The sequence below is a fragment of the Streptomyces sp. NPDC001970 genome (assembly GCF_053594115.1).
The window spans coordinates 328028-349777 of the sequence record NZ_JBSFDW010000002.1; the positions used below are offsets into that span (position 1 = coordinate 328028).

Sequence of the window (21750 nt, forward strand, 5' to 3'; positions counted from 1 at the left end):
CGGAGCCGTGATCACCCGGGAGGCGGAGAAGAAGACCCGACACCTGCCGGTTCGCGAACTGCTCGGCAAGACCCGCGAGGTCGTGCAGTCGATCAAACCGTGTTTCATGATGAGCCCGCTGACCGTCAGTCAATTCCTCCCTGCCGACTACCACTTCGACGTGGTCGTGTTCGACGAGGCATCCCAGGTACGGCCCAGCGATGCCATCAACTGCATCTACCGTGGGCGCACTCTCATCGTCGCCGGGGACGACAAGCAGCTGCCGCCCACTTCGTTCTTCGACTCCTCCGTCGACGACGACGCGGACGAGTACGCGGAGGACGTCCCCGACTCGTTCGAGTCTCTGCTGCACGCCTGCAAGGCCGGCGCGATGCGCGAGCTGCCCCTGCGCTGGCACTACCGCAGCCGCCACGAGAACCTGATCACCTTCAGCAACCGAGAGTTCTACGAGAACTCGATGGTGACCTTCCCCGGCGCCCTGGACGAGGGCAACGACGTCGGTGTCGCGTTCCTCAAGGCCGGCGGTGTCTACGACAGGGGAGGCCGCCGCGACAACCGGGCCGAGGCGGCCTTCGTCGCCGAACGGGTCATCCACCACTTCGACACCCGGCCCGCCAAGACCCTCGGCGTCGTCGCCCTTTCCCAGGCGCAGGCTTCCGCCATCGACGAAGCCGTGCAGCAGGCACGGCTGTCCCGCCCCGACCTCGACCACTGTTTCACCGAGGACCGGCTCGACGGCTTCTTCGTCAAGAACCTCGAATCGGTGCAGGGCGACGAGCGCGACGTGATGATCATGTCCGTCGGCTACGGCCCTGACGAGAACGGCAAGCTCGGACTGAACTTCGGTCCGATCAACAAGGGTGGTGGCTGGCGCCGGCTCAACGTGGCGGTTACCCGTTCCCGATACCGCATGGAGGTCGTGGCCTCCTTCCGCGGCTCGGGACTGGCCGACAGCCCGAACGAGAGCGTCCAGTACCTCAAGCGCTATCTCGAGTACGCCGAGAACGGGCCGTCCGTCCTCGCGCGCGACGTCGTCCAGTCCGACGCGGAGCCGGAAAGCCCGTTCGAGGAGTCCGTCCTTGCGGTCCTGCGCGGCTGGGGCTACCGGGTCCAGCCGCAGGTCGGCGTCGCCGGTTACCGCATCGACTTGGGCCTCCGCCACCCCGAGCTCCCCGGTGCCTACGCCCTCGGCATCGAATGCGATGGCGCCATGTACCACTCCTCGAAGGCCGCCCGTGACCGCGACAGACTGCGCGAGCAGGTGCTCGTGGGCCTGGGCTGGAGGCTGTACCGGATCTGGGGCACCGACTGGTACCGGGGCCGTGCGGCTGCGGCGCTGCGGCTGAGGGAGGCGGTCGAGCAGGCGATCGCCCAGGGACCGTTGGCGGCATCGGCGCCGGGGGCACAGGCGGCGGTGGTGTCGGGCGGTTCGGCCGGGGGCGGCCCGGCTTCGGCGGCTGGATCGACCGCCGGCCCGGGCGGGCACGCGCTGGCGGTTCCGGCCCCGCGAGCGGAGGGAGGACGGGGCGAGGCCGAGTTCCAGCGGGTGCCGGTCGACACCGAGGTGGAGCGAGAGTGGAGCGCCCGATACCGGACCGCCTCGGTCTGGGTTGCTGTGCGGCACGAGCTCCACACGCCGGAGGCCCGCCCCGCGCTGCGCAAGGCCCTGGCGCAGATCATCGAGGCTGAGGGCCCCATCCACGAGGACCTGCTGGTCCAGCGCGCCCGTGAAATCTGGGGCCTGGGCCGAGCCGGGAACCGCATCCGCGACAACGTGAGGGAAGTGGCGCAGGCTCTGGTCCGCGCGGGTCTCGTCACCTCAAAGGGTTCCTTCTTCGATGTGGCGGAGCGGGCGGAAGGGCTGAAGGCCCGGTGTCCCGACGAGGGGGAGGCCCCGCGCAAGGTCACGTACATCGCGCCGGAGGAGCGGTATCTGGCCCTCTGTGAGCTCGCAGCGGAGTGCCCGGGCATGTCCGAGGAAGAGCTGATCAAGCAGGCGTGTGAGTTCTTCGGCTGGCGGCGCACGGGCAAGGACATCCGCGACTGCCTGGCTGCGGACATCGCGGAGCTGTACCGGCAGCGCAAGCTGGAGGGCGGTCCTGGGCGGGTCGGAGCGGTGCGCTGACCCGACGCCGGCTCGGGCCGTGACCTGGTGCGGATTCCCGCCCACCAGCCGGGTCCGAGATTTCCACGGCGCGCACAAGCCGGTCAACGGCAGCATCTCGCCACAGCAGCGGTGACCGTACGCGGGCAGGAGGGACCCCGACCGGTGGGGGGGACCGGCCGGGGTCGTATGTGGGACCGCGGAGGGTGGTCGCCTCTCGGCGAAAGGCTCCATGGGGCTTCAGCCGAACGATCGTCCCCATGGGCAATAGGTGAGGCCCGGGGACACTGTCCCCTCCGCGGCCACGTATGGGTGAACCGTCAACCAGCTCGGGTTGTTCCCGGGCTGCCCAGGCCCCGGCGTGACGTGCCGCATGTGGGTGTCCGACTGCGTGGGCCGGGCACCTGTACAGGTGAAAGCTCCCCACAGGAGCAAGGCCGTGTCCCGAACCACATCCGACCGTCCTCCGGCCCGGCCGGTGGCGTGCGGGCCGCTCCTGCTCGTCGCCCTGCTCGCCGTCTGCTACGCGGTGGCGGGCCTCGGGGCCGTCGCGTCGGCCGGCGCCGGAGGCTTGTACGCCTCGCTCGACCGGCCGGACCGGGCGCCGCCCGTCTGGCTGTTCGCCCCGGTGTGCCGTGCTCCACGCCACGATTGCCGTCTCCGCGTGGCTGGTGCTGCGCAGGCCCCGGCCGGAGAACCGGGGGGCGATGGTGTGGTGGTCGCTGCAGCTCGCGTTCAACCTGGTCTGGAGCCCGCTGTTCTTCGGGGCGCGTCAGTACGGACTCGGTTTCGCCGACATCTGCCTGCTCCTCGTGGCCCTGGCGGCGACCGTGGTCGCCTTCGGCCGCCTGCACCGTCCGGCGGCGCTGCTGCTCGTCCCCTACCTTTGCTGGGTCGCCTTCGCCGCGGCCCTGAACCTGGCGATCTGGATCGCCGGCACCTCGTAAGGCGGCCGCCCCCGATGCTGTGCGGTACCGGGGGCGGCGGCGGAGACGAAGCGGCGAGCAGGAAGGGTCAGCCGACCAGCTGCTCGTACGCGGGCAGCGTCAGGAAGTCCGCGTAGTCCTCGTCCAGCGAGACGTGCAGCAGCAGGTCGTGGGCCTGCTGCCACTTGCCGGCCGTGAAGGCCTCCTCGCCGATCTCCTCGCGGATCGCGGTGAGTTCCTCGGCGGCGACCTTGCGGGCCAGCTCCGGGGTGGCCGTCACGGTCTTTCCGGCGTGCTCGAATTCCACGCCCGCGTTGATCCACTGCCAGATCTGGGAGCGGGAGATCTCGGCGGTGGCCGCGTCCTCCATCAGGTTGAAGATGGCGACGGCGCCGAGGCCGCGCAGCCACGCCTCGATGTAGCGGATACCGACCTGGACGGCGTTGCGCAGGCCCTCGTACGTCGGCTTGGCATCGAGGGAGTCGATGGCGATCAGGTCGCCCGCAGCCACCGTGACGTCCTCGCGGAGGCGGTCCTTCTGGTTGGGCTTGTCGCCCAGCACCGCGTCGAACGAAGCCATGGCGATCGGGACCAGGTCGGGGTGGGCGACCCAGGAGCCGTCGAAGCCGTCCGCCGCCTCGCGGTCCTTGTCGGCCTTGACCTTCTCGAAGGCGACCTTGTTGACCTCCGCGTCCCGCCGGGACGGGATGAACGCCGCCATGCCGCCGATGGCGTGCGCGCCGCGCCTGTGGCAGGTGCGGACCAGGAGTTCGGTGTAGGCGCGCATGAACGGGGCCGTCATCGTCACCGCGTTGCGGTCCGGGAGGACGAACCTGGTGCCGCCGTCACGGAAGTTCTTGACGATCGAGAAGAGGTAGTCCCAGCGTCCGGCGTTCAGCCCTGCGGCGTGGTCGCGGAGCTCGTAGAGGATCTCCTCCATCTCGTACGCCGCAGTGATCGTCTCGATCAGGACGGTCGCGCGGACGGTGCCCTGCGGGATGCCGACGTAGTCCTGGGCGAAGACGAAGATGTCGTTCCAGAGGCGGGCCTCCAGGTGCGACTCGGTCTTCGGGAGGTAGAAGTACGGGCCCTTGCCCAGGTCGATCAGGCGCTTCGCGTTGTGGAAGAAGTACAGGCCGAAGTCGACCAGGGCACCGGGGACGGGGCGGCCGTCGAGGCGGAGGTGGCGCTCCTCGAGGTGCCAGCCGCGGGGGCGCATGACGACCGTGGCGAGTTCCTCCGCCGGCCGCAGCGCGTACGACCTGCCCGTGCGGTCGTCGGTGTAGTCGATACGGCGCTCGTAGGCGTCGATCAGATTGAGCTGGCCGATGACCACGTTCTCCCATGTGGGGGCGGACGCGTCCTCGAAGTCGGCGAGCCAGACCTTCGCGCCCGAGTTCAGGGCGTTGATGGTCATCTTGCGATCGGTCGGGCCGGTGATCTCGACGCGGCGGTCGTTCAGCGCGGCCGGGGCCGGCGCGACCTTCCAGCTCTCGTCCTGACGGATCTGTGCGGTCTCCGGGAGGAAGTCGAGGGTGCTGGTGCGGGCGATCTCGGCGCGGCGCTCCGCGCGGCGGGCGAGGAGCTCGTCGCGCCGGGGCGTGAACCGCCGGTGCAGCTCGGCGACGAAGGCGAGTGCCGCGTCGGTCAGCACCTCCTCCTGCCGGGGCAGTGGCTGGGCATCGACGATGGCCAGCGGCGACGGCGCTGGTGCGGACATGAGCTGTCACTTCCTTCAGCGAGCTTCACGGGCAGTGCCTGGCGGCCGCGGGGGCGTGATTGTGGCACTCAGTGCCAGAGCTCCGAAGTGCGGTCGTCAGCGCCGTCCGGGGGATCGGGCGCTTCTGAACAGTGGATAGTAGTTACCGCATGGTGGAAGTTCAATGATTTGTTGATATCGAGATTCTGCGGTTCGACATATCGTGGCGCTCAGTGCCACGCCCTTCACCCAAGGTGCTCCAGATCCTCCGGCGTGTCGATGTCGTACGCCTCGGCCACGTCCCCGCACTCGACCAGCGTGATCTCCTTCTCGTGCTCCCGCAGGTAGTCCCGGGCTCCGCGGTCGCCCGCCGCGCGCTCCGCCACCGCCTCCCAGCGGGTGGAGCCGAACAGCACCGGATGGCCGCGCCGCCCGTCGTACGACGCCGACACCAGCGCGGACGGCGCATCGCACGCCGCCACCACCCGGGCGACGGCCGCCGCGCCGATGCCGGGCTGGTCCACCAGCGAGACCACGACCGCGTCCGGCCCGCCCGCGGTTCCCAGCGACGCGAGGCCGGTACGGAGCGAGGAGCCCATGCCCTCCTCCCAGTCCTCGTTGACCGTCACGACACACCCCCCCAGCTCGGCCCTCCGCAGCACCTCGTCCGCCGAAGCGCCCAGCACGACGTGCACGGAACGGCAGCCGCCCGCCCGCAGCACCCGCACCGCGTGCTCCACCAGGGGGCGTCCGTGGTGCTCCAGCAGGGCCTTGGGCCGGCCGCCCAGCCGACGGCCGCCGCCCGCCGCCAGCACGAGACCGACGACCAGCGGTTTGTCTGAAGTGTGAGCCATGCACCCTGCTTACCTCATCGAGTGGCGAGATGCCTCGACGACCTTGGACAGGGTGCCGTTCCGGTACCGGAGTTCACCGTGGGGGACCCGAGTACCGCTCCACCCCCGACCCGACGGTGGCGCAGGGTGCCGGAAGCCGACACGTCGAGCTGAATTTCGTACCGCGGAGTGGCGGACTCCGCACGGAATGGCGTTAACTTGCCCGCGACCCCAGGCGTCTGACCACCGTCCGGCGGGTCGGACAAAAGGCCGGGCACGAGGACGTGCGAGGGGGAGAGCTTTGTTGCGGAGCGTGGGGCAGACGCGGGTGACACGGAGCGGTGAGGACCCGAGGGTGGCGGAGCTGCGCTCCGCCGTCTCCCGGCTCCGCCGCGAACTGGCCGGGTACCCGGCCGAGTTCACCGACCGCGGGATCGCGGAGGACGAACTGGCGGCGATGGACGCGATGGCGGTCAGCGGGGTGCCGGAGATCCGCCGGCTGCGCCGCTCGCTGCTGCTGATCGCCGGGTCGATCGGCTCGGTGAGCGCGCTCGCCCCCGGGCTGACGAACGTACGGAACGCCGTGGAGCTCTTCGGCGAGCCGAGCGGTGAGCCCAGCGGCGAGCCGACCGGCGGCCCGAACGGAGAGCCGCGCCTCTGACGCGGACCGGAGAGCGGAGTCCACGCCCACGCCCGGCCCCCTGTGGCTACGCTGAGCAGTGATGTCCACCAACCAGGGCCCCACTCTCCGCGAGCTCACCGTCCAGGCGCTCTCCTCGGTCGAGCACGGCTACGACCTGCTCGCGCCGAAGTTCGACGCGACCCCTTTCCGCACGCCCGAGCGGATCCTCGACGAGGTCGTCCGCACGCTCCGGCCGCTCGGGCCGTTCGGCGCCGGGCTCGACATCTGCTGCGGCACCGGTGCGGGCACCCGCGCCCTGGGAGAGGTCTGCCAGGACCGTGTCGTCGGCGTGGACTTCAGCGCGGGCATGCTCGACGTGGCACGGGGTGTGCAGGCGAAGGCCCACTGGGTACGGGCCGACGCGCGGGCCCTGCCCTTCGCGGCCGCCTTCGATCTCGCCGTGAGTTTCGGGGCGTTCGGGCACTTCCTGCCGAAGGAGCGGCCCGGGCTCTTCGCTCAGGTGCACTCGGTGCTCCGGCCCGGCGGCGTCTTCGCGTTCCCGGTCGGAGCACCGCCGCGCCCCGGCTCGTGGCCGTACTGGGCGATGCTCGGCTTCGACGTGGCCATGAGGGTCCGCAACACCGTGTGGTGGCCGCGCTTCGTCATGTACTACCGCACCTTCCCGCTCACCGAAGTGCGCCCCGACCTGGAGCGCGCCGGATTCGCGGTGGAGCTGCTTCCGCTCGAAGGGCTGGGGCGTCGCAGGCGGGACGGGCGTCCGCGCGCCGCGCTCGTCGTGGCGCGCAAGGAAGCCTGAAGCGGACGGGCGCGGCATCGAGCGGACCGGCGCTCGGGTGCCGCCCGGTCGATGGGGTCGCTCAGCCCTGCGGCGGGGCGGAGGTGTTGGCCAACGCCTCGGAGAGCTCCTTGGCGACCGTCTGGAGGATCGGGACGATCCTCTCCGTCGCCGCCTCGGTCACCCGGCCCGCCGGGCCCGAGATCGAGATCGCCGCGGCCGTCGGGGAGTTGGGCACCGAGACCGCGAGGCAGCGGACGCCGATCTCCTGCTCGTTGTCGTCCACCGCGTACCCGGCGCGCCGGACCTGCTCCAGGGCCTCGAGGAAGCCTTCGGGAGTGGTGATCGTCTTCTCGGTGGCGGCCGGCATGCCGGTGCGGGCGAGCAGGGCCCGTACCTCCTCCGCCGGGGTGTGCGCGAGGAGCGCCTTGCCCACGCCCGTGGAGTGCGGCAGGACCCGGCGGCCGACCTCGGTGAACATGCGCATCGAGTGCTTCGACGGCACCTGCGCCACGTACACGATCTCGTCGCCGTCGAGCAGCGCCATGTTCGCCGTCTCGCCGGTCTCCTCGACCAGACGAGCCAGATACGGGCGCGCCCAGGTGCCGAGCAGCCGGGACGCGGACTCGCCGAGGCGGATCAGGCGGGGGCCCAGGGCGTAGCGCCGGTTCGCCTGCTGGCGTACGTAGCCGCAGGCGACCAGCGTGCGCATCAGGCGGTGGATGGTCGGCAGCGGGAGCCCGCTGCTCGCGGAGAGCTCGCTCAGCCCGACCTCGCCCCCGGCATCGGCCATCCGCTCGAGCAGATCGAAGGCGCGCTCGAGGGACTGCACGCCACCGCTGTTCGCGGCGGGCTTGGCGGCCTCGGTGGACACCGGGGCGCTGCTGGCGCTGGACGTCGGCACGTCAACGGTCCTTTCAGGCGGGCGGGCAAGGTGCCAGCCTACCGGGCGGTGGCGGGCTGGGCGCTGCCCATGTCAAGGAGTCTTTGCCGGTCAGGAGGCGTTTGTCCATGGTTGACGGCCGCCGCCTGCGACCTTTTGAGCCCCGCCCTGTGGATAGCTGGGTTCCGCTTCAAGAAATCTTCTTTCCACTCTATGGAAACATCCGAGTGCGCGCTGCGCCAGGGGAGGGTCTTGACGGACGCAGGGCCCGGAGTGAAGATTCCTTCAACAGTTCGTTGAATTTCGCCCTGTGGAATGGAAGTGAGGGGGCACGGGTGTCCGGTCCGGACGTGAGTGATGTGAACGACGTCAACCTGGTACTGCGCTCGACACGCGTCATCACCCCAGAGGGGACGCGCGCCGCATCCGTCGCCGTCGCCGCCGGAAGGATCGCGGCCGTGCTGCCGTACGACGCCGAGGTGCCGGCCGGGGCCCGGCTCGAGGACGTCGGTGACGACGTCGTGCTCCCCGGCCTCGTCGACACCCATGTTCATGTGAACGACCCCGGCCGCACCGCGTGGGAGGGCTTCTGGACCGCCACCCGCGCGGCCGCGGCCGGCGGCATCACCACGCTGCTCGACATGCCGCTGAACTCCCTCCCGCCCACCACCACCGTCGGCAACCTCCGCACCAAGCAGGAGGTGGCCGGGCCCAAGGCGCACGTGGACACCGGCTTCTGGGGCGGCGCGATCCCGGACAACGTCAAGGATCTGCGGCCCCTGCACGACGCCGGCGTCTTCGGCTTCAAGTGCTTCCTGTCCCCGTCGGGCGTCGAGGAGTTCCCCGAGCTCGACCAGGAGCAGCTCGCCCGCTCCCTGGCCGAGATCGCCGGCTTCGGCGGCCTGCTGATCGTGCACGCCGAGGACCCGCACCACCTGGCGGCCGCGCCGCAGCAGCCGGGCCCGAGGTACGCCGACTTCCTCGCGTCCCGTCCGCGCGATGCCGAGAACACCGCGATCGGGAACCTGATCGCCCAGGCCAGGCGGCTGGACGCCCGCGTGCACGTCCTGCATCTGTCGTCCGGTGACGCACTGCCGCTGATCGCGGCGGCGAAGGCGGAGGGCGTGAAGATCTCCGTCGAGTCCTGTCCGCACTTCCTCACCCTCACCGCCGAGGAAGTCCCGGACGGGGCCACCGAGTTCAAGTGCTGCCCGCCGATCCGTGAGGCGGAGAACCAGGACGCCCTGTGGGCCGGCCTGGCCGACGGCACGATCGACTGCATCGTCTCCGACCACTCGCCCTGCACCACCGACCTCAAGACCCCAGACTTCGCCACCGCCTGGGGCGGAATCTCCTCGCTCCAACTGGGCCTCCCGGCCATCTGGACCGAGGCGCGCCGGCGCGGTCACCCCCTGGAGGACGTCGTCCGCTGGATGTCGTCAGCCCCGGCGGAGCTCGCGGGTCTGACGCAGAAGGGCGCCATCGAGGCCGGCCGCGACGCCGACTTCGCCGTCCTCGCCCCCGACGAGACCTTCACCGTGGACCCGGCCGAGCTCCACCACCGCAACCAGGTCACGGCCTACGCCGGAAAGACCCTGCACGGCGTCGTGAGGTCGACATGGCTGCGCGGCACGCGGATCGTGGAGAACGGCACCCTCGCCGAGCCGACCGGCCGGCTGCTCGAAAGGAACACCTGAAACCGTGGCGACACCGTCCTTCACCGGCAACGCGAGCCCGTACGCGGGCGGCGACCCGTACGCCGACTACCGCACCGCGGACTTCCCGTTCACCGGCTACGCCAACCTCGCCGACCGTCGGCTCGGCGCCGGTGTGATCGCCGCCAACGACGAGTTCTTCGCCCAGCGGGAGAACCTCCTCGTCCCCGAGGCCGCCGAGTTCGACCCCGAGCACTTCGGCCACAAGGGCAAGATCATGGACGGCTGGGAGACCCGCCGCCGCCGCGGTGTCTCGGCCGAGCACCCGTGGCCGACCGCCGACGACCACGACTGGGCGCTCGTCCGCCTGGGCGCCCCCGGTGTGATCCGCGGCATCGTCGTCGACACCGCCCATTTCCGAGGCAACATGCCGCAGGCCGTGTCCATCGAGGGCACGTCCGTCGAGGGCGCCCCCACGCCGGAGGAGCTCCTCTCCGACGGCGTGAAGTGGACGACCGTCGTCCCGCGCACCCCCGTCGGCGGCCACGCGGCCAACGGCTTCGAGGTCACCGCCGAGCAGCGCTTCACACACCTGCGCGTCAACCAGCACCCCGACGGCGGCATCGCCCGGCTGCGCGTGTACGGCGAGGTCGTACCGGACCCGAAGTGGCTCGCCACGCTCGGCACCTTCGACGTGGTGGCCCTGGAGAACGGCGGCTCCGTCCAGGACGCGTCCAACCGCTTCTACTCGCCGCCCACCAACACCATCAACCCGGGCCGCTCCCGCAAGATGGACGACGGCTGGGAGACCGCCCGCCGCCGCGACCAGGGCAACGACTGGATCCGCTACCAGCTCGTCGCCGAGTCCGAGATCCGCGCCGTCGAGATCGACACCGCCTGCCTCAAGGGCAACTCGGCGGGCTGGGCTTCCCTGTCCGTCAAACAGGGCGAGGACGGCGAGTGGACCGAGTTCCTGCCGCGGACCCGTCTGCAGCCCGACACCGACCACCGCTTCGTGCTGGACACCCCGGCGGTCGGTACGCACGTGCGCATCGACATCTTCCCGGACGGAGGGTTCTCCCGCCTCCGTCTCTTCGGCTCCCTCACGGAGCAGGGCGCGGCCCGGTTGGCGGCCCGCCACCGCGAGCTGGGTGGCTGACGACATCTCCCGTACGTGGGGCGCACGGGAACGACAGCACCGGTGCGCCCCCCGCACGTGTGTCAGGCCGCGTGTCCCCACGCACAGGTCCGAGTTCAGGCCGCGTGGCCCCACGCACAGGTCCGAGTTCAGGCCGCGTGGCCCCACGCACAGGTCCGAGTTCAGGCCGCGTGGCCGCCGTCGACCGATAGCTCGGCACCCGTGATGTACGCCGCCTCGCCGCCCGCGAGGTAGGCGACCAGCGACGCCACCTCGTCGGGGTCGCCGAAGCGGCCGAGCGCGGTGAGCGCGCTCTGGGCCTGGGCGAACGGGCCGTCGGCCGGGTTCATGGAGGTGTCGACGGGGCCGGGGTGGACGATGTTCGCGGTGATGCCGCGCTCGCCCAGTTCCCGTGCCAGGGCCTTGGTCAGGCCGATCAGCGCGGACTTGCTCATGGCGTAGAGAGTCCCGCCCGGGCCGGGCACACGCTGGGTCATGCAGGTGCCGATGGTGATGATCCGCCCGCCCTTCTCCATACGCGCGGCCGCCGCCTGCGAGGCGAGGAAGACGCCGCGTACGTTGATGCCGAGCACATGGTCGACGTCCGCGGGTGACAGGCTCTCCAGTGGGCCGAGCAGGCCCACGCCCACGTTGTTGACCAGCACGTCGAGCCGGCCGAGCTCCGCCACGGCACGCTCCACCGCGCCCACCGCCTCGATGGCGTCCGCCGCGTCGGCGCGCAGCGCCACCCCGCGCCGGCCGGTCGCCCCGATCCTGCGCACGACCTCGTCGGCGGCCTCCCTGTCCTGGACGTAGGTGATGGCCACGTCCGCCCCCTCCAGGGCCAGCCGGAGCGCGGTCGCCGCGCCGATCCCGCGGCTGCCGCCGGTCACCAGGGCCACCTTGCCGTTCATAGAAGTCTCCTCGTCCGTCGGCGAATGGTGATGACTTCCATGACATCGGGCCGCAGCCCTTGACACCGGCGGCGATCGGACAGGGCCATCGGACACGGGATCGCGCACGGCGGTCGCGCACGGCGATGAGTTCCGGCCGAGGGTGGAGTCAGAGCTTGTGAGACCGAGGAAAGGAATCCCCCATGGCCAAGCTCACCCTGACCCAGTTCCTGTCGCTCGACGGCGTCCAGCAGGCACCTGGCGGCCGGATCGAGGACACCCGCGGCGGTTTCGAGCACGGTGGCTGGAGCTTTCCGTTCGCGGACGAGGACTTCGGCGCCTTCATCGACGGAGTCTTCGACCGTGCCGGGGCCTTCCTCCTCGGCCGCCGGACGTACGACATCTTCTCCGGCCACTGGCCGAAGGTGACCGACGAGAACGATCCGGTCGCCTCGCGCCTCAACTCCCTCCCCAAGTACGTGGTTTCCACGACCCTGGAGAAGGCCGAATGGAACAACTCCACGATCATCTCCGGCAATGTCGCCGACGAGGTGGCCCGGCTCAAGGAGGAGCTCGGCGACGGCGAACTCCAGATCCACGGCAGCGGTGCGCTCGCCCGCTCCCTGATGGCCCATGACCTCATCGACGAGTTCCATCTGCTGGTCTTCCCCGTGGTGCTGGGCTCGGGTCTGAGGCTCTTCGCCGATGGCACCACGCCCACGCGCCTCACGCTCGCCTCGTCCTCGACCACCGGCGCGGGCGTCGCCATCCACACCTACCGGACCGCCGGCCGGCCCGAGTACGGCACGTTCGAACTCCCCGAATGAGGAGTCACCGGACACGGTGACCGCTCCTGCCGGCCGCGAGGTGCCGCTAATGCTCCCGCATGCCCCACGGGGAGCCGTAGTCCGTGAGCAGGTCGAGGAACGGCCCGGGCGCGAAGGCCTCCGGTCCCAGCACCCCCGCCCCTGACCATGCGCCGGTCGCCACGAGCTCCAGGGCGACGACGGGATTGACGGCGGTCTGCCAGACCACGGCCTGGGATCCGTACTCCTTCATGGACCACTCGTTGTCGACCACGTGGTACAGGTACACCTCCCGCGGCCGGCCGTTCTTGCGCCCCTTGACCCAGGTGCCCGCGCAGGTCTTGCCGCGCATCCGGTCCCCGAGCGTGGCCGGGTCCGGCAGACACGCCGCGACGACGTCTCGGGGCGACACCTGCACCGGCCCCTCGGGCCCGGGCACCGTGACGGGTTCCGTCCGGTCCAGGCCCACCTGGTGCAGCACCCGCAGGGTGTTGATGAAGTCGCCACCGAGCCCGTACTTGAAGGTGACGCGACCGGCGTCGACCCAGCGGGGGATCAGCAGGACCTCCTCGTGCTCGACGTTGACGCACTCGACCGGTCCGATGCCCTCCGGGAAGTCGAAGACCTCCGGCTCGGTGAAGGGGGCTGTCGTGAACCAGCCGCGGTCCTTCTCGTAGACCACCGGCGGATTGAGGCATTCCTCGATCGTGGTCCAGATGTTGAACGAGGGGGCGAAGTCATAGCCGTCCACGGTCAGATCGGCACCGTCACGCACACCGATCTCCTCGATGGTGTCGAACAGTTCGTCGGCGGCGTACCGGGCGAACACATCGGAGAGCCCGGGCTCCACGCCCATGCCGACGAGCGCGAGCCTGCCGCTCTTCTCCCAGTCGTCCGCCAGCAGGAACTGCTCGTCCCCGAGCTTGACCCCGCACTCCTCGTACGGGCGCTCCGCATGCGGCCGCGACAGCGACATCGCCATGTCCAGGTAGTGGGCACCGGCGGCGAGGGCCGCGCGGAACAGTGGCATGACGAAGCGCGGATCGGTCGCGTTGAGCAGCACGTCACAGCGTTCCCGTACGAGCAGTTCCGTGACCGCCGACTCGTCCGAGGCGTCGACGCGGACGGCGGCGAAGCGGCCTTCCTGCCGGGGGGCGCCCGCGCCCGCCGTGCCGGGAGCGGCGAGGGCCGCCACGGCCGCCTCGGCGCGTGACTCGTCGTAGTCCGCGACGACCATGTGCTCGAAGAATCCACGGCGAGCGGCGATCCGGGTGACGGCTGTCCCCACTCCACCGGCGCCGACCAGCAAGATGCGCATAACGAGGTCCTTCCCTCTTCCCGGGGGCTCTCCCGGGCCCCGATGAAACTCACCGGCGACTGGTAGCGTCAATGGCGTTGGCATAAGGGTCGGCGACGTGCGAAGGGGCAGGCCGGTGCCCAAGAAGGTGGTCCCGGACTCCGAGCGGCGGCGGCGTCGCCCGACGAAGACGGGTGTGGTTCTTTCGGAGCAGCTGATCGTGACGACGGCGCTGCGCATGCTGCGCGAGCACGGCAGCGATGGACTGACCGCACGCCGGCTCGGGGCGGCGCTGGGGGCGGATCCGAGCACCCTCTACCGCTACTTCCGCGGCATGGACGAGTTGACGCTGGCGGTCGGCGACGAGCTGATCGGCCGTGCGCTGCGGGGCTGGTCGGCCACGGCGGACTGGCAGGCGGACCTGCGGGAACTGGGGCTGCGCATTCACGCCGCCTATCTGGCGCATCCCCAGGCGGCGGTGCTGACGGCGAGCCGGGTCTCCGGACGCGCCCATGAGATCGCCTCGGACGAGATCATCCTGGGAGTACTGCACCGCGCAGGCTTCCCGACGCCCGCCGCAGTGCGTATCTACCACTGCTTCATCGACCAGACGCTGGCCTTCGCGGCGCTGGACGCCGCCGCGCTGGCGCTGCCCGAGGCGGCCCGCCGGGCCGACGAGACCGTATGGCAGGCCACGTACGCCCGGCTGCCGGCGGACACGCACCCCCATATCGCGCCCGCGGCCCCGCATCTGATCGCGGAGATGAACACCAGCGCCTATCCGGGAGCGCTCGACATGCTCATCGCCAGCGCCGCGGCCCGGCTCGCGGCGCTGTGACCGCACACGTCAGGCGCGACGGCTCCGGTCCGCGGTCATCAGGAACGCGAAGCCGAGCACCGTGACCACGATGTGCGCGTAAAGCTCCCTGCCCTCCAGGAAGCCGATCGGCTCGATGAGCCACCGGGTGAAGCCCATCAGTGCGAACCAGCCCCCGGTCAGCTCGCGCAGCACCCCGCAGATGCCCACGACGAGCAGTGCCATCCCGATGAACTCCAGAAGCTTCTTCATGCCGTGATCGTCGCCCGGCCGGGCGACGTGCCGCCTCCGCCGACGGCATGCACCGCTGCGTCCAAAGTCTGAGACCGCGTGACTTTGGTAGCTGTCGGCCCTCGCGCGGCGATTCCGGGCCCCTCGCCTGCGTAAATTTGTCGATATGACGCGTACGGAGTACTCCTGGCTGCTGCCGTCGGCCATCGCCGGCCCCCCGGACCCGGAGCTTCCGGGCGACCGGGGCCGTGAGCGTCCCCGCCGGACCGTGCGCGACTGGGTCGTGGACACCGTCGCGTTCCTGTTCGCCGCCGTCATCGGGCTCCTCGCGGCGGAGGCGAGCAAGCAGGCCGGCAACGCCGAGGTCGTCGTCATCGCCGACCAGCTGATCGGCGCGGCGGCCTGCTGTGCGGTGTGGCTGCGGCGGCGCTGGCCCGTGGGGCTCGCCGCCGTGCTCATCGCCGTCGGCCTCGTCGTTCCCGTCGCGGGCGGCGCGATGCTGGTGAGCCTGTTCAGCCTGGCCGTGCACCGGCCGTTCCGCCCGGTCGCCGTGCTGGGTTCCCTCGCGGTGGTGTGCGCGGTGGCCACGGCGTTCCTGCGGCCCGATCCGAGCGTCACCGCACTGGTCAACATCGTGGCCGGGATCGTCCTTGTGCTGCTGGCGATCGGCTGGGGCATGCTCGTACGCTCCCGCCGCCAGCTCGTCGTGGCCCTCCGCGATCGCGCCCACCGGGCCGAGGCCGAGGCCGAACTGCGCGCCCAGCAGGCGCAGCGCCTCGCGCGCGAGGCCATCGCCCGCGAGATGCACGACGTCCTCGCACACCGGCTGACCCTGCTCTCCGTGCACGCCGGCGGGCTGGAGTTCCGCCCCGACGCGCCGGCGGCCGAGATAGCCCGCGCCGCCGGCGTCATCCGCGACAGCGCCCACGAGGCGCTCCAGGACCTGCGCGAGATCATCGGCGTACTGCGCGCGCCGGACGACGGCGAGGGGGACGGAGACGATGGGGACCGGCCGCAGCCCACGCTCGCGACCCTCGGCGCACTCGTCGACGAGTCCCGGCGCGCGGGCATGAGGATCACCCTCGACGACCGCGTCGCCGACCCCGCCGCCGCCCCGGCCGCCACCGGACGTACCGTCTACCGCATCGCCCAGGAAGGCCTCACCAACGCCCGCAAGCACGCCCCCGGGGCCGAGGTGACGGTCTCACTGGGCGGGGGCCCCGGGGACGGTCTCACCGTCGAGGTGCGCAACCCGGCCCCGGCAGGTCCGGTGACCGAGGTGCCGGGCTCCGGCCAGGGCCTGATCGGGCTGACCGAACGCGCCACGCTCGCGGGCGGCAGCCTGGAGCACGGGAAGACGGCCGACGGAGGGTTCATGGTCCGATCCTGGCTACCGTGGCCCTCATGACCATCCGGCTGCTCATCGTCGACGACGATCCCCTCGTCCGCGCGGGACTCACCTTCATGCTCGGCGGGGCCGAGGACATCGAGATCGTCGGGGAGGCCGCCGACGGCTCCGAAGTCACCGCGCTCGCCGACCGGTTGCGGCCCGATGTGGTCCTGATGGACATCCGGATGCCCGTGGTGGACGGACTCACCGCAACCGAACGGCTCCGGGCCCGCCCCGAGGCGCCCGAAGTCGTCGTCCTCACCACCTTCCACGCCGACGAGCAGGTCCTGCGGGCGCTGCGTGCCGGGGCGGCGGGGTTCGTGCTGAAGGACACCCCGCCCGCCGATATCGTCGCGGCCGTGCGCCGCGTCGCGGCGGGGGACCCGGTGCTGTCGCCGGCTGTCACCCGCCGGCTGATGACCCGGGTCGCGGCCACCGCGCCCGACGACCGCGCCGGGCGGGCCCGGGTGCGGCTCGACGCACTGGCCGAGCGGGAACGCGAGGTCGCCGTGGCGGTCGGCCGGGGCCACTCGAATGCGGAGATCGCGGCCGCGCTGTACATGAGCGTGCCGACCGTGAAGACGCACGTCTCCCGCATCCTGGCCAAGCTCGGTCTGAACAACCGTGTCCAGATCGCGCTGCTGGTGCACGACGCCGGCCTGCTGGACGAGGACGCGGCGCAGTAGGCCCCGCTGGAGCCTCGGCCCGAGGCTCCGCCCCGGGCCCGGCCCCTACGCCCTTCGGGCGTGGGGGTCGCGCTGCTGCAGGCGGCAATCGCCCGACCTGCGGCAACGTGATGGGCCGCCGCCCTCAGCGCTCCCGGCTCGCCGCCCGAGCCGGCCATGAACTGCCCGGCGCCGACGACGTCGCGCGCAAGGCGTGCTCGAGGAGCGGCTGCGCCATCAGGCGGCGCTGGGGGCCGAGGACTTCGCGTGGCGGGACCGGCAAGCCCATCGAGACCCGATCCCCGCGTACGCGCGGTCCTGGAAGCGCGGAGGGCGGATCCCCCCGAGCTCCGCTTCCGGCTCGTCGTCCGCACCACCGTGGGGACGGTGCTCCCCCGGGACCGGCCGACGTGGCCCGTTTCTTACTGGGATGAGTCGTTCACCTCCACGACACCCCGGCCCGCCTGGAATGTTCGGTTCCGTGAGCATGCTGAATCCGTGAGACGCATCGTGGGAATCGTCCTGGCGGTGCTGCTGATCGGCGGTGTGGCAGTAGCCGTCGTGGCAGGCCGGGAAAGCCAGGGCACGGGCACGGCAACGAAGACCGTGCGCGGAGTGATCGGGTCGGAGAAGGCGGAGTTCTTCGCCGATCCCGAGGTGGTGAAGAGCCTGGCTGCCAAGGGCTTCACCGTGAAGACGGAGACGTCCGGCTCCTGGGACATGGAGCAACTTCCCCTGGGCGGTTACGACTTCGCCTTCCCCGCCTCCAAGGCGCCGGCCGACGAGCTGCGCGGGAAGTCGAAGATCCAGGGCGCGCCGCTGCGGCCCTTCTACTCGCCCCTCGTCGTGGTCGCCCACCGCAAGGCCGCCGAGATTCTCGCCGGCAACGGGCTCGCCACGCTGAGCGGCAAGGCCACCGGGACCCTGCGCATGGGCCCGTACCTCGACGCGGCGAAGGCCGACCGGACCTGGCAGCAGCTCAAGGGATCCGCCGGACATGCCGAGCTGAGCGGCACGCTGTTCATCAGCAGTACCGATCCGCTCGCCTCCAGCTCCGGGGCGCTGTATCTGGCCGCGGCCTCGTACGTCGCCGACGGCGGAAAGGTCGCGGCGGACGACGCCGCGGTCGCGCGCACCGCGCCGCTGCTGAAGAAGCTGACCTCGGTGCAGGGAGCGCAGCAGACCAGCTCCGACGCGCCGTTCCGGGACTTCATCAGCGGGGTCGGCAATCCGCTGGTGCTCGTGTACGAGTCGCAGGTCGCCTCGTTGCTGCTGCAGAGGCAGGACGTCGGGGACCTGGTGGTGCTCTACCCGGACACCACCGTCTCCAGCGACCACACCCTCGTTCCGCTCACGGAGAGCGGGCGGGAGCTGGGCGAGCTGCTCGCGACGGACAAGCGGCTGCGGGAGCTCGCGGTACGGCACGGATTCCGGCCGCAGGGGGCGGCCGCCGAGTTCACCGCCGCGACCGCGGCGCACACCGACTATCTCAACCAGAAGCTGACCGGAGTCCGCCAGGCGCCCGTGCCCACCTCCAAGGTGCTGCACGCGATGGCGCAGCGGGCACGGTCGTAGGGGGGCCGACATGACCGAGAAAAGCACCGGGAACAGCACCGGGAACAGCACTGAGATGAGCATCGGGAACAGCGACGCACTCGTTCTCACTCCGCCGGAGCCCGTCGCCCCGGTCCGTGCCGAACAGGCCACCGGACTCGTGCCGCTGGACGACTCCGTGCGGGACGAGATGACGCGGCGCGCCGAGGAGTACGTCGGCTCGCTGGCCGGGCTGGACGCCCGTTCCCCCGAGTTCGCCGGCCGGATCGGGGAGATCGCGGGGCTCGGCGCGGGCGAGATCCGCAGCGCCGCGCAGCAGTCCAACCGGATGCTGGACCGTACGGTCCGCTCGCTCGCGGGCGGCGGTGAGGACGCCTCGTCACGGGTCGCCTCGTCGCTCGTCGAACTGCGGCGCACGGTCGAGGACCTGGACCCGCGGGACACGCCGGGCAAGGGCGCGCGGAAGTTCCTGTCCAGGCTGCCGGGCGGGAACAGGTTCCGCGACCACGTCGCCACGTACGCCTCGTCGCAGACCACGCTGAACAGGATCGTGGGCGCCCTGCGCGGCGGCCAGGACGAACTGCGCCGCGACAACGCCGCCCTGCACACCGAGCGGGCCAGGCTCTGGGAGACGATGGGCAAGCTCCAGGAGTACACCGTCCTCACCGACGCCCTCGACGCCGCCGTCGAGCAGAGCATCGCCGCCACCCCCGACCCGGTCCAGGCGGACGCCCTGCGCGCCGACGTGCTCTTTCCGGTCCGGCAGAAGCACCAGGACCTGCTCACCCAGCTCGCGGTGTGCGCACAGGGGTACCTGGCCATGGACGTCGTGCGCCGCAACAACGAGGAGCTCATCAAGGGCGTCGACCGCGCGGCGACCACCACGGTCTCGGCGCTGCGCATCGCGGTGATGCTGTCCTCCGCGCTGGAGAACCAGCGCAAGGTGACCGAGCAGGTCAACACGCTGCGCGCGACCACCGAGGACCTGATCCGGGGCAACGCGGAGATGCTCGCCACCCAGAGCGGCGAGATCCAGCGGATCGCCGCCGACCCGGCGGTCGGCGCGGAGACCCTGCGCACGGCGTTCCAGCAGATCTACCGGACCCTCGACGCGATCGACACGTACAAGGTCCAGGCGACGGAGTCGATGGCGGCGACGGTCGAGTCCCTGACGGCGGAACTCCAGGCGGCGAGCACACATCTGGAGCGCACGCGCCGGACGGGCGCGCTGGAAGGCGGCGGTCTCGCATGACGATCCGGATGAGTACGCGTACGGGGGTGTGGGCCGCCGTGGCCGCCCTGGCCGTCACGGTCACGGCGGGCTGCGGGAGCGACGCGCCCGACAAGCAGCCCGACACCACCTACCGGCCCGGCACCCTGAGGGTCCTCGCCAGCAGCGAGCTCGCCGACATGAAGCCCGTACTGGACGCGGCCGCGAAGGCGACCGGGGTCACCGTGCGGCCCACGTGGGCCGGGACGCTCGATGCCGTCGAGCAGGTCGCGTCGGGGCAGGCGGACGGGAAGTACGACGCCATCTGGCTGTCGTCCAACGACTATCTGCGGCTGCGTCCCGAGAGCGCGGGCCGGATCAGCAGCGAGACGCCCGTCATGACCTCGCCGGTCGCGATCGGGGTGAAGCCCGAGAAGGTACGGCAGCTCGGGTGGAAGCCGGAGTCCGTCACCTGGTCGCAGCTGCACAAGGCCGTCGCCGACGGACGGCTGACGTACGGAATGACCGACCCCGAGCGGTCCAACTCCGGCTTCTCGGCGCTGATCTCGGTGGCTTCCGGCCTCTCGGGCGCGCAGTCCGCACTCACCGAGGCCGACGTGGCCAAGGCGACCCCGCAGCTGAAGGAGTTCTTCGCCGGGCAGAAGCTGACCTCCGGCTCCTCCGGCTGGCTCGCCTCCGCGTACAAGCGGCGGGGGACGGTGGACGCGCTCGTCAACTACGAGTCCGTGCTCATGTCCACGGAGCTGACCGTGATCCGCCCTCAGGACGGTGTCGTGACGGCCGACTACCCGTTCACGCTCCTCACCTCGGCGCCCCAGGAGGCCCGCGAGTCCGGCAGGACGCTCACCGACTACCTGCGCGGGCCCGAGGCGCAGAAGGCGATCACGGAGAAGACCTTCCGCCGCCCGGTCGTCACGTCCGTACGGCCGGCGGCCGGTCTGGCCCTGGACCAGCGGCGCGAACTGCCCTTCCCCGGCAGCCGGTCCGTCGCGGACGGGCTCCTGGACTCGTACGAGAACAAGCTGCGCCGACCGTCCCGCACGGTGTACGTCCTCGACACCTCCGGGTCGATGGAGGGCGAGCGGCTCGAAGGGCTGAAGGCGGCGCTGGTGGAGCTGACCGGAGAGTTCCGGGACCGCGAGGAGGTGACGCTGATGCCCTTCGGCTCGCAGGTGAAGCGGCAGCTCACGCACACGCTCGACCCGGCCGACCCGGACGCGGGGCGGGACGCGATCCGCAAGGACGCGGAGCAGCTCTCGGCGCAGGGCGGCACGGCGATCTTCGGCAGCCTGCGGGACGCGTACGCCTACCTGGGCCGGGGGTTTTCCGAGGACGCGTTCACCTCCGTGGTCCTGATGACGGACGGGGAGAACACGACCGGGGCCTCGGCCGAGGACTTCGAGGCGTACTACGGGGGGCTGCCGGCCGAGCAGCAGCACACGCCCGTCTTTCCCGTCTTCTTCGGCGACTCCGACCGCGGAGAGCTGAACCGGATCGCCGAGCTCACCGGCGGGCGGCTCTTCGACGCGGAGAAGGACTCGCTGGAAGGCGCCTTCGAGGAGATCCGTGGCTACCAGTAGCAGCCGGGTGCTCGGTTATCTCGAGTCCAGGAAGAACCTCGCAGGGAGCGCGTGCGGGCTGCTCGGGCTCGGGCTGACCTTCGCGGGGGTCGCGGGCGCGTACTGGCCCGTGGTCATCGCCGGACTGTACGGGGCGGGCGCGCTGATCGCGCCACCGGAGCGGCCGAAGGCGCCCGGCTTCCCCGAGCCGGCCGAGCAACTCGTCGACCTGCGCGGCGACTTCGGGCGACTGCAGGGCTATCTCGCGGAGGTGGACCTGCCGCCCGCCGCGGCCGGCCGGCTCACCGAGCTGGACGCGCTGCTCGCCGCGCTCCTGGAGCCCGGGTGGGTCGCCGACGCGCTCGCCACCGATCCGGAGGCGGTGCACGCGCTGTCCCGTGCGATCCGGCAGGACATCCCCGAGTCGGTCGACACGTACACCCGTACTCGGTGGTGGACCCGGCTCAATCCGGGGAGCGAGCCACCGGAGCGGCACCTGGAGCGCCAGCTCGGCCTCCTGCACACGGAGGCCGAGGCCATCGCGTCCGCCCTGCGCGAGCAGGAGGCGCGACGCCAGCAGACCCACACGCGCTATCTGGAGGACCGCGGCCACGGCGCCTGACGGAGAGACGACGTCTTCGCCCAGTGGGC

The 21750-nt window shown here is 71.3% G+C and carries 20 protein-coding genes; 14 read left to right on the forward strand and 6 right to left on the reverse strand.

The genetic code is table 11. The features are described from left to right. The first annotated feature begins 7 nt into the window (after window positions 1-7). Together ACWCP0_RS03955 and ACWCP0_RS03960 are read left to right on the forward strand one after the other, a co-directional pair. The gene (locus tag ACWCP0_RS03955; protein ID WP_451077257.1) at window positions 8-2125 is read left to right on the forward strand and encodes a DUF3320 domain-containing protein; all 2118 of its coding nucleotides are present in this window, start codon (window positions 8-10) and stop codon (window positions 2123-2125) included. A gap of 614 nt (window positions 2126-2739) precedes the next feature. Continuing rightward, the gene (locus ACWCP0_RS03960) at window positions 2740-3051 is read left to right on the forward strand and encodes a TspO/MBR family protein (RefSeq protein WP_451077258.1); all 312 of its coding nucleotides are present in this window, start codon (window positions 2740-2742) and stop codon (window positions 3049-3051) included. A 67-nt stretch (window positions 3052-3118) separates the two neighbouring features. On the opposite strand, the gene aceB is transcribed toward ACWCP0_RS03960, so the two are convergent. Together aceB and ACWCP0_RS03970 are read right to left on the reverse strand one after the other, a co-directional pair. Beyond that, on the reverse strand, window positions 3119-4750 hold the full coding sequence (aceB, locus tag ACWCP0_RS03965; protein ID WP_451077259.1) for a malate synthase A: 1632 nt from the start codon (window positions 4748-4750) through the stop codon (window positions 3119-3121). Between the two features lie 224 nt (window positions 4751-4974). Beyond that, complete coding sequence (locus tag ACWCP0_RS03970) at window positions 4975-5583, reverse strand: nucleotidyltransferase family protein (RefSeq protein ID WP_451077260.1); 609 nt, start codon at window positions 5581-5583, stop codon at window positions 4975-4977. Between the two features lie 280 nt (window positions 5584-5863). On the opposite strand from ACWCP0_RS03970, the gene ACWCP0_RS03975 reads away from it, so the two are divergent. Beyond that, window positions 5864-6223, forward strand: coding sequence for a DUF5955 family protein (locus ACWCP0_RS03975; protein ID WP_451077261.1), 360 nt, complete (start codon window positions 5864-5866; stop codon window positions 6221-6223). Between the two features lie 61 nt (window positions 6224-6284). After that, complete coding sequence (locus ACWCP0_RS03980) at window positions 6285-7001, forward strand: class I SAM-dependent methyltransferase (protein ID WP_451077262.1); 717 nt, start codon at window positions 6285-6287, stop codon at window positions 6999-7001. Between the two features lie 61 nt (window positions 7002-7062). Here ACWCP0_RS03980 and ACWCP0_RS03985 read toward each other — a convergent pair whose 3' ends face one another. Beyond that, window positions 7063-7884, reverse strand: a complete 822-nt coding sequence (locus ACWCP0_RS03985; protein WP_451077263.1) for an IclR family transcriptional regulator — start codon at window positions 7882-7884, stop codon at window positions 7063-7065. 329 nt (window positions 7885-8213) lie between these two features. Here ACWCP0_RS03985 and allB point away from each other — a divergent pair, with 329 nt between their 5' ends. Then, window positions 8214-9560 (forward strand): allantoinase AllB, encoded by a 1347-nt coding sequence (gene allB / locus ACWCP0_RS03990; protein WP_451077264.1) that lies wholly within the window; start codon window positions 8214-8216, stop codon window positions 9558-9560. A gap of 4 nt (window positions 9561-9564) precedes the next feature. Further along, the gene (gene alc / locus ACWCP0_RS03995; protein ID WP_451077265.1) at window positions 9565-10677 is read left to right on the forward strand and encodes an allantoicase; all 1113 of its coding nucleotides are present in this window, start codon (window positions 9565-9567) and stop codon (window positions 10675-10677) included. Window positions 10678-10838: 161 nt separating this feature from the next. Here the strand turns inward: alc and ACWCP0_RS04000 are convergent, their stop codons facing one another. Next, window positions 10839-11570, reverse strand: a complete 732-nt coding sequence (locus tag ACWCP0_RS04000; protein ID WP_451077266.1) for a 3-oxoacyl-ACP reductase family protein — start codon at window positions 11568-11570, stop codon at window positions 10839-10841. A 182-nt stretch (window positions 11571-11752) separates the two neighbouring features. Here ACWCP0_RS04000 and ACWCP0_RS04005 point away from each other — a divergent pair, with 182 nt between their 5' ends. Beyond that, window positions 11753-12376: a dihydrofolate reductase family protein gene (locus ACWCP0_RS04005; protein WP_451077267.1), complete on the forward strand. Its 624-nt coding sequence runs from the start codon at window positions 11753-11755 to the stop codon at window positions 12374-12376. A gap of 46 nt (window positions 12377-12422) precedes the next feature. Here ACWCP0_RS04005 and ACWCP0_RS04010 read toward each other — a convergent pair whose 3' ends face one another. Beyond that, window positions 12423-13673: a saccharopine dehydrogenase family protein gene (locus ACWCP0_RS04010; RefSeq protein ID WP_451077268.1), complete on the reverse strand. Its 1251-nt coding sequence runs from the start codon at window positions 13671-13673 to the stop codon at window positions 12423-12425. Window positions 13674-13788: 115 nt separating this feature from the next. Between ACWCP0_RS04010 and ACWCP0_RS04015 the strand changes: the two genes are divergently transcribed. Further along, window positions 13789-14490 (forward strand): TetR/AcrR family transcriptional regulator, encoded by a 702-nt coding sequence (locus tag ACWCP0_RS04015; RefSeq protein ID WP_451077269.1) that lies wholly within the window; start codon window positions 13789-13791, stop codon window positions 14488-14490. A gap of 9 nt (window positions 14491-14499) precedes the next feature. Here the strand turns inward: ACWCP0_RS04015 and ACWCP0_RS04020 are convergent, their stop codons facing one another. Next, window positions 14500-14721, reverse strand: a complete 222-nt coding sequence (locus tag ACWCP0_RS04020) for a hypothetical protein (protein ID WP_451077270.1) — start codon at window positions 14719-14721, stop codon at window positions 14500-14502. A 145-nt stretch (window positions 14722-14866) separates the two neighbouring features. Between ACWCP0_RS04020 and ACWCP0_RS04025 the strand changes: the two genes are divergently transcribed. The 6 genes from ACWCP0_RS04025 to ACWCP0_RS04050 all read left to right on the forward strand — a co-directional run bounded on the left by ACWCP0_RS04025 (window position 14867) and on the right by ACWCP0_RS04050 (window position 21721). Continuing rightward, on the forward strand, window positions 14867-16108 hold the full coding sequence (locus ACWCP0_RS04025) for a histidine kinase (protein ID WP_451077271.1): 1242 nt from the start codon (window positions 14867-14869) through the stop codon (window positions 16106-16108). Further along, complete coding sequence (locus tag ACWCP0_RS04030) at window positions 16105-16776, forward strand: response regulator (RefSeq protein WP_451077272.1); 672 nt, start codon at window positions 16105-16107, stop codon at window positions 16774-16776. The genes ACWCP0_RS04025 and ACWCP0_RS04030 overlap by 4 nt, the downstream gene beginning before the upstream one ends. Before the next feature lie 477 nt (window positions 16777-17253). Next, window positions 17254-18330, forward strand: a complete 1077-nt coding sequence (locus ACWCP0_RS04035; protein ID WP_451077273.1) for a hypothetical protein — start codon at window positions 17254-17256, stop codon at window positions 18328-18330. 55 nt (window positions 18331-18385) lie between these two features. Continuing rightward, complete coding sequence (locus ACWCP0_RS04040) at window positions 18386-19561, forward strand: toxic anion resistance protein (protein WP_451077383.1); 1176 nt, start codon at window positions 18386-18388, stop codon at window positions 19559-19561. Between the two features lie 8 nt (window positions 19562-19569). Then, the gene (locus tag ACWCP0_RS04045; RefSeq protein ID WP_451077274.1) at window positions 19570-21120 is read left to right on the forward strand and encodes a substrate-binding and vWA domain-containing protein; all 1551 of its coding nucleotides are present in this window, start codon (window positions 19570-19572) and stop codon (window positions 21118-21120) included. Further along, the gene (locus ACWCP0_RS04050; protein WP_451077275.1) at window positions 21107-21721 is read left to right on the forward strand and encodes a hypothetical protein; all 615 of its coding nucleotides are present in this window, start codon (window positions 21107-21109) and stop codon (window positions 21719-21721) included. The genes ACWCP0_RS04045 and ACWCP0_RS04050 overlap by 14 nt, the downstream gene beginning before the upstream one ends. Window positions 21722-21750: the final 29 nt, after the last annotated feature.

Coding starts and splice junctions, on each gene's coding strand:
- aceB (WP_451077259.1), bottom strand. CDS start 4,750: ATGTCCGCACCAGCGCCGTCGCCGCTGGCCATCGTCGATGCCCAGCCA.
- ACWCP0_RS03970 (WP_451077260.1), bottom strand. CDS start 5,583: ATGGCTCACACTTCAGACAAACCGCTGGTCGTCGGTCTCGTGCTGGCG.
- ACWCP0_RS03980 (WP_451077262.1), top strand. CDS start 6,285: ATGTCCACCAACCAGGGCCCCACTCTCCGCGAGCTCACCGTCCAGGCG.
- ACWCP0_RS04000 (WP_451077266.1), bottom strand. CDS start 11,570: ATGAACGGCAAGGTGGCCCTGGTGACCGGCGGCAGCCGCGGGATCGGC.
- ACWCP0_RS04005 (WP_451077267.1), top strand. CDS start 11,753: ATGGCCAAGCTCACCCTGACCCAGTTCCTGTCGCTCGACGGCGTCCAG.
- ACWCP0_RS04010 (WP_451077268.1), bottom strand. CDS start 13,673: ATGCGCATCTTGCTGGTCGGCGCCGGTGGAGTGGGGACAGCCGTCACC.
- ACWCP0_RS04020 (WP_451077270.1), bottom strand. CDS start 14,721: ATGAAGAAGCTTCTGGAGTTCATCGGGATGGCACTGCTCGTCGTGGGC.
- ACWCP0_RS04025 (WP_451077271.1), top strand. CDS start 14,867: ATGACGCGTACGGAGTACTCCTGGCTGCTGCCGTCGGCCATCGCCGGC.
- ACWCP0_RS04030 (WP_451077272.1), top strand. CDS start 16,105: ATGACCATCCGGCTGCTCATCGTCGACGACGATCCCCTCGTCCGCGCG.
- ACWCP0_RS04040 (WP_451077383.1), top strand. CDS start 18,386: ATGAGCATCGGGAACAGCGACGCACTCGTTCTCACTCCGCCGGAGCCC.
- ACWCP0_RS04045 (WP_451077274.1), top strand. CDS start 19,570: ATGAGTACGCGTACGGGGGTGTGGGCCGCCGTGGCCGCCCTGGCCGTC.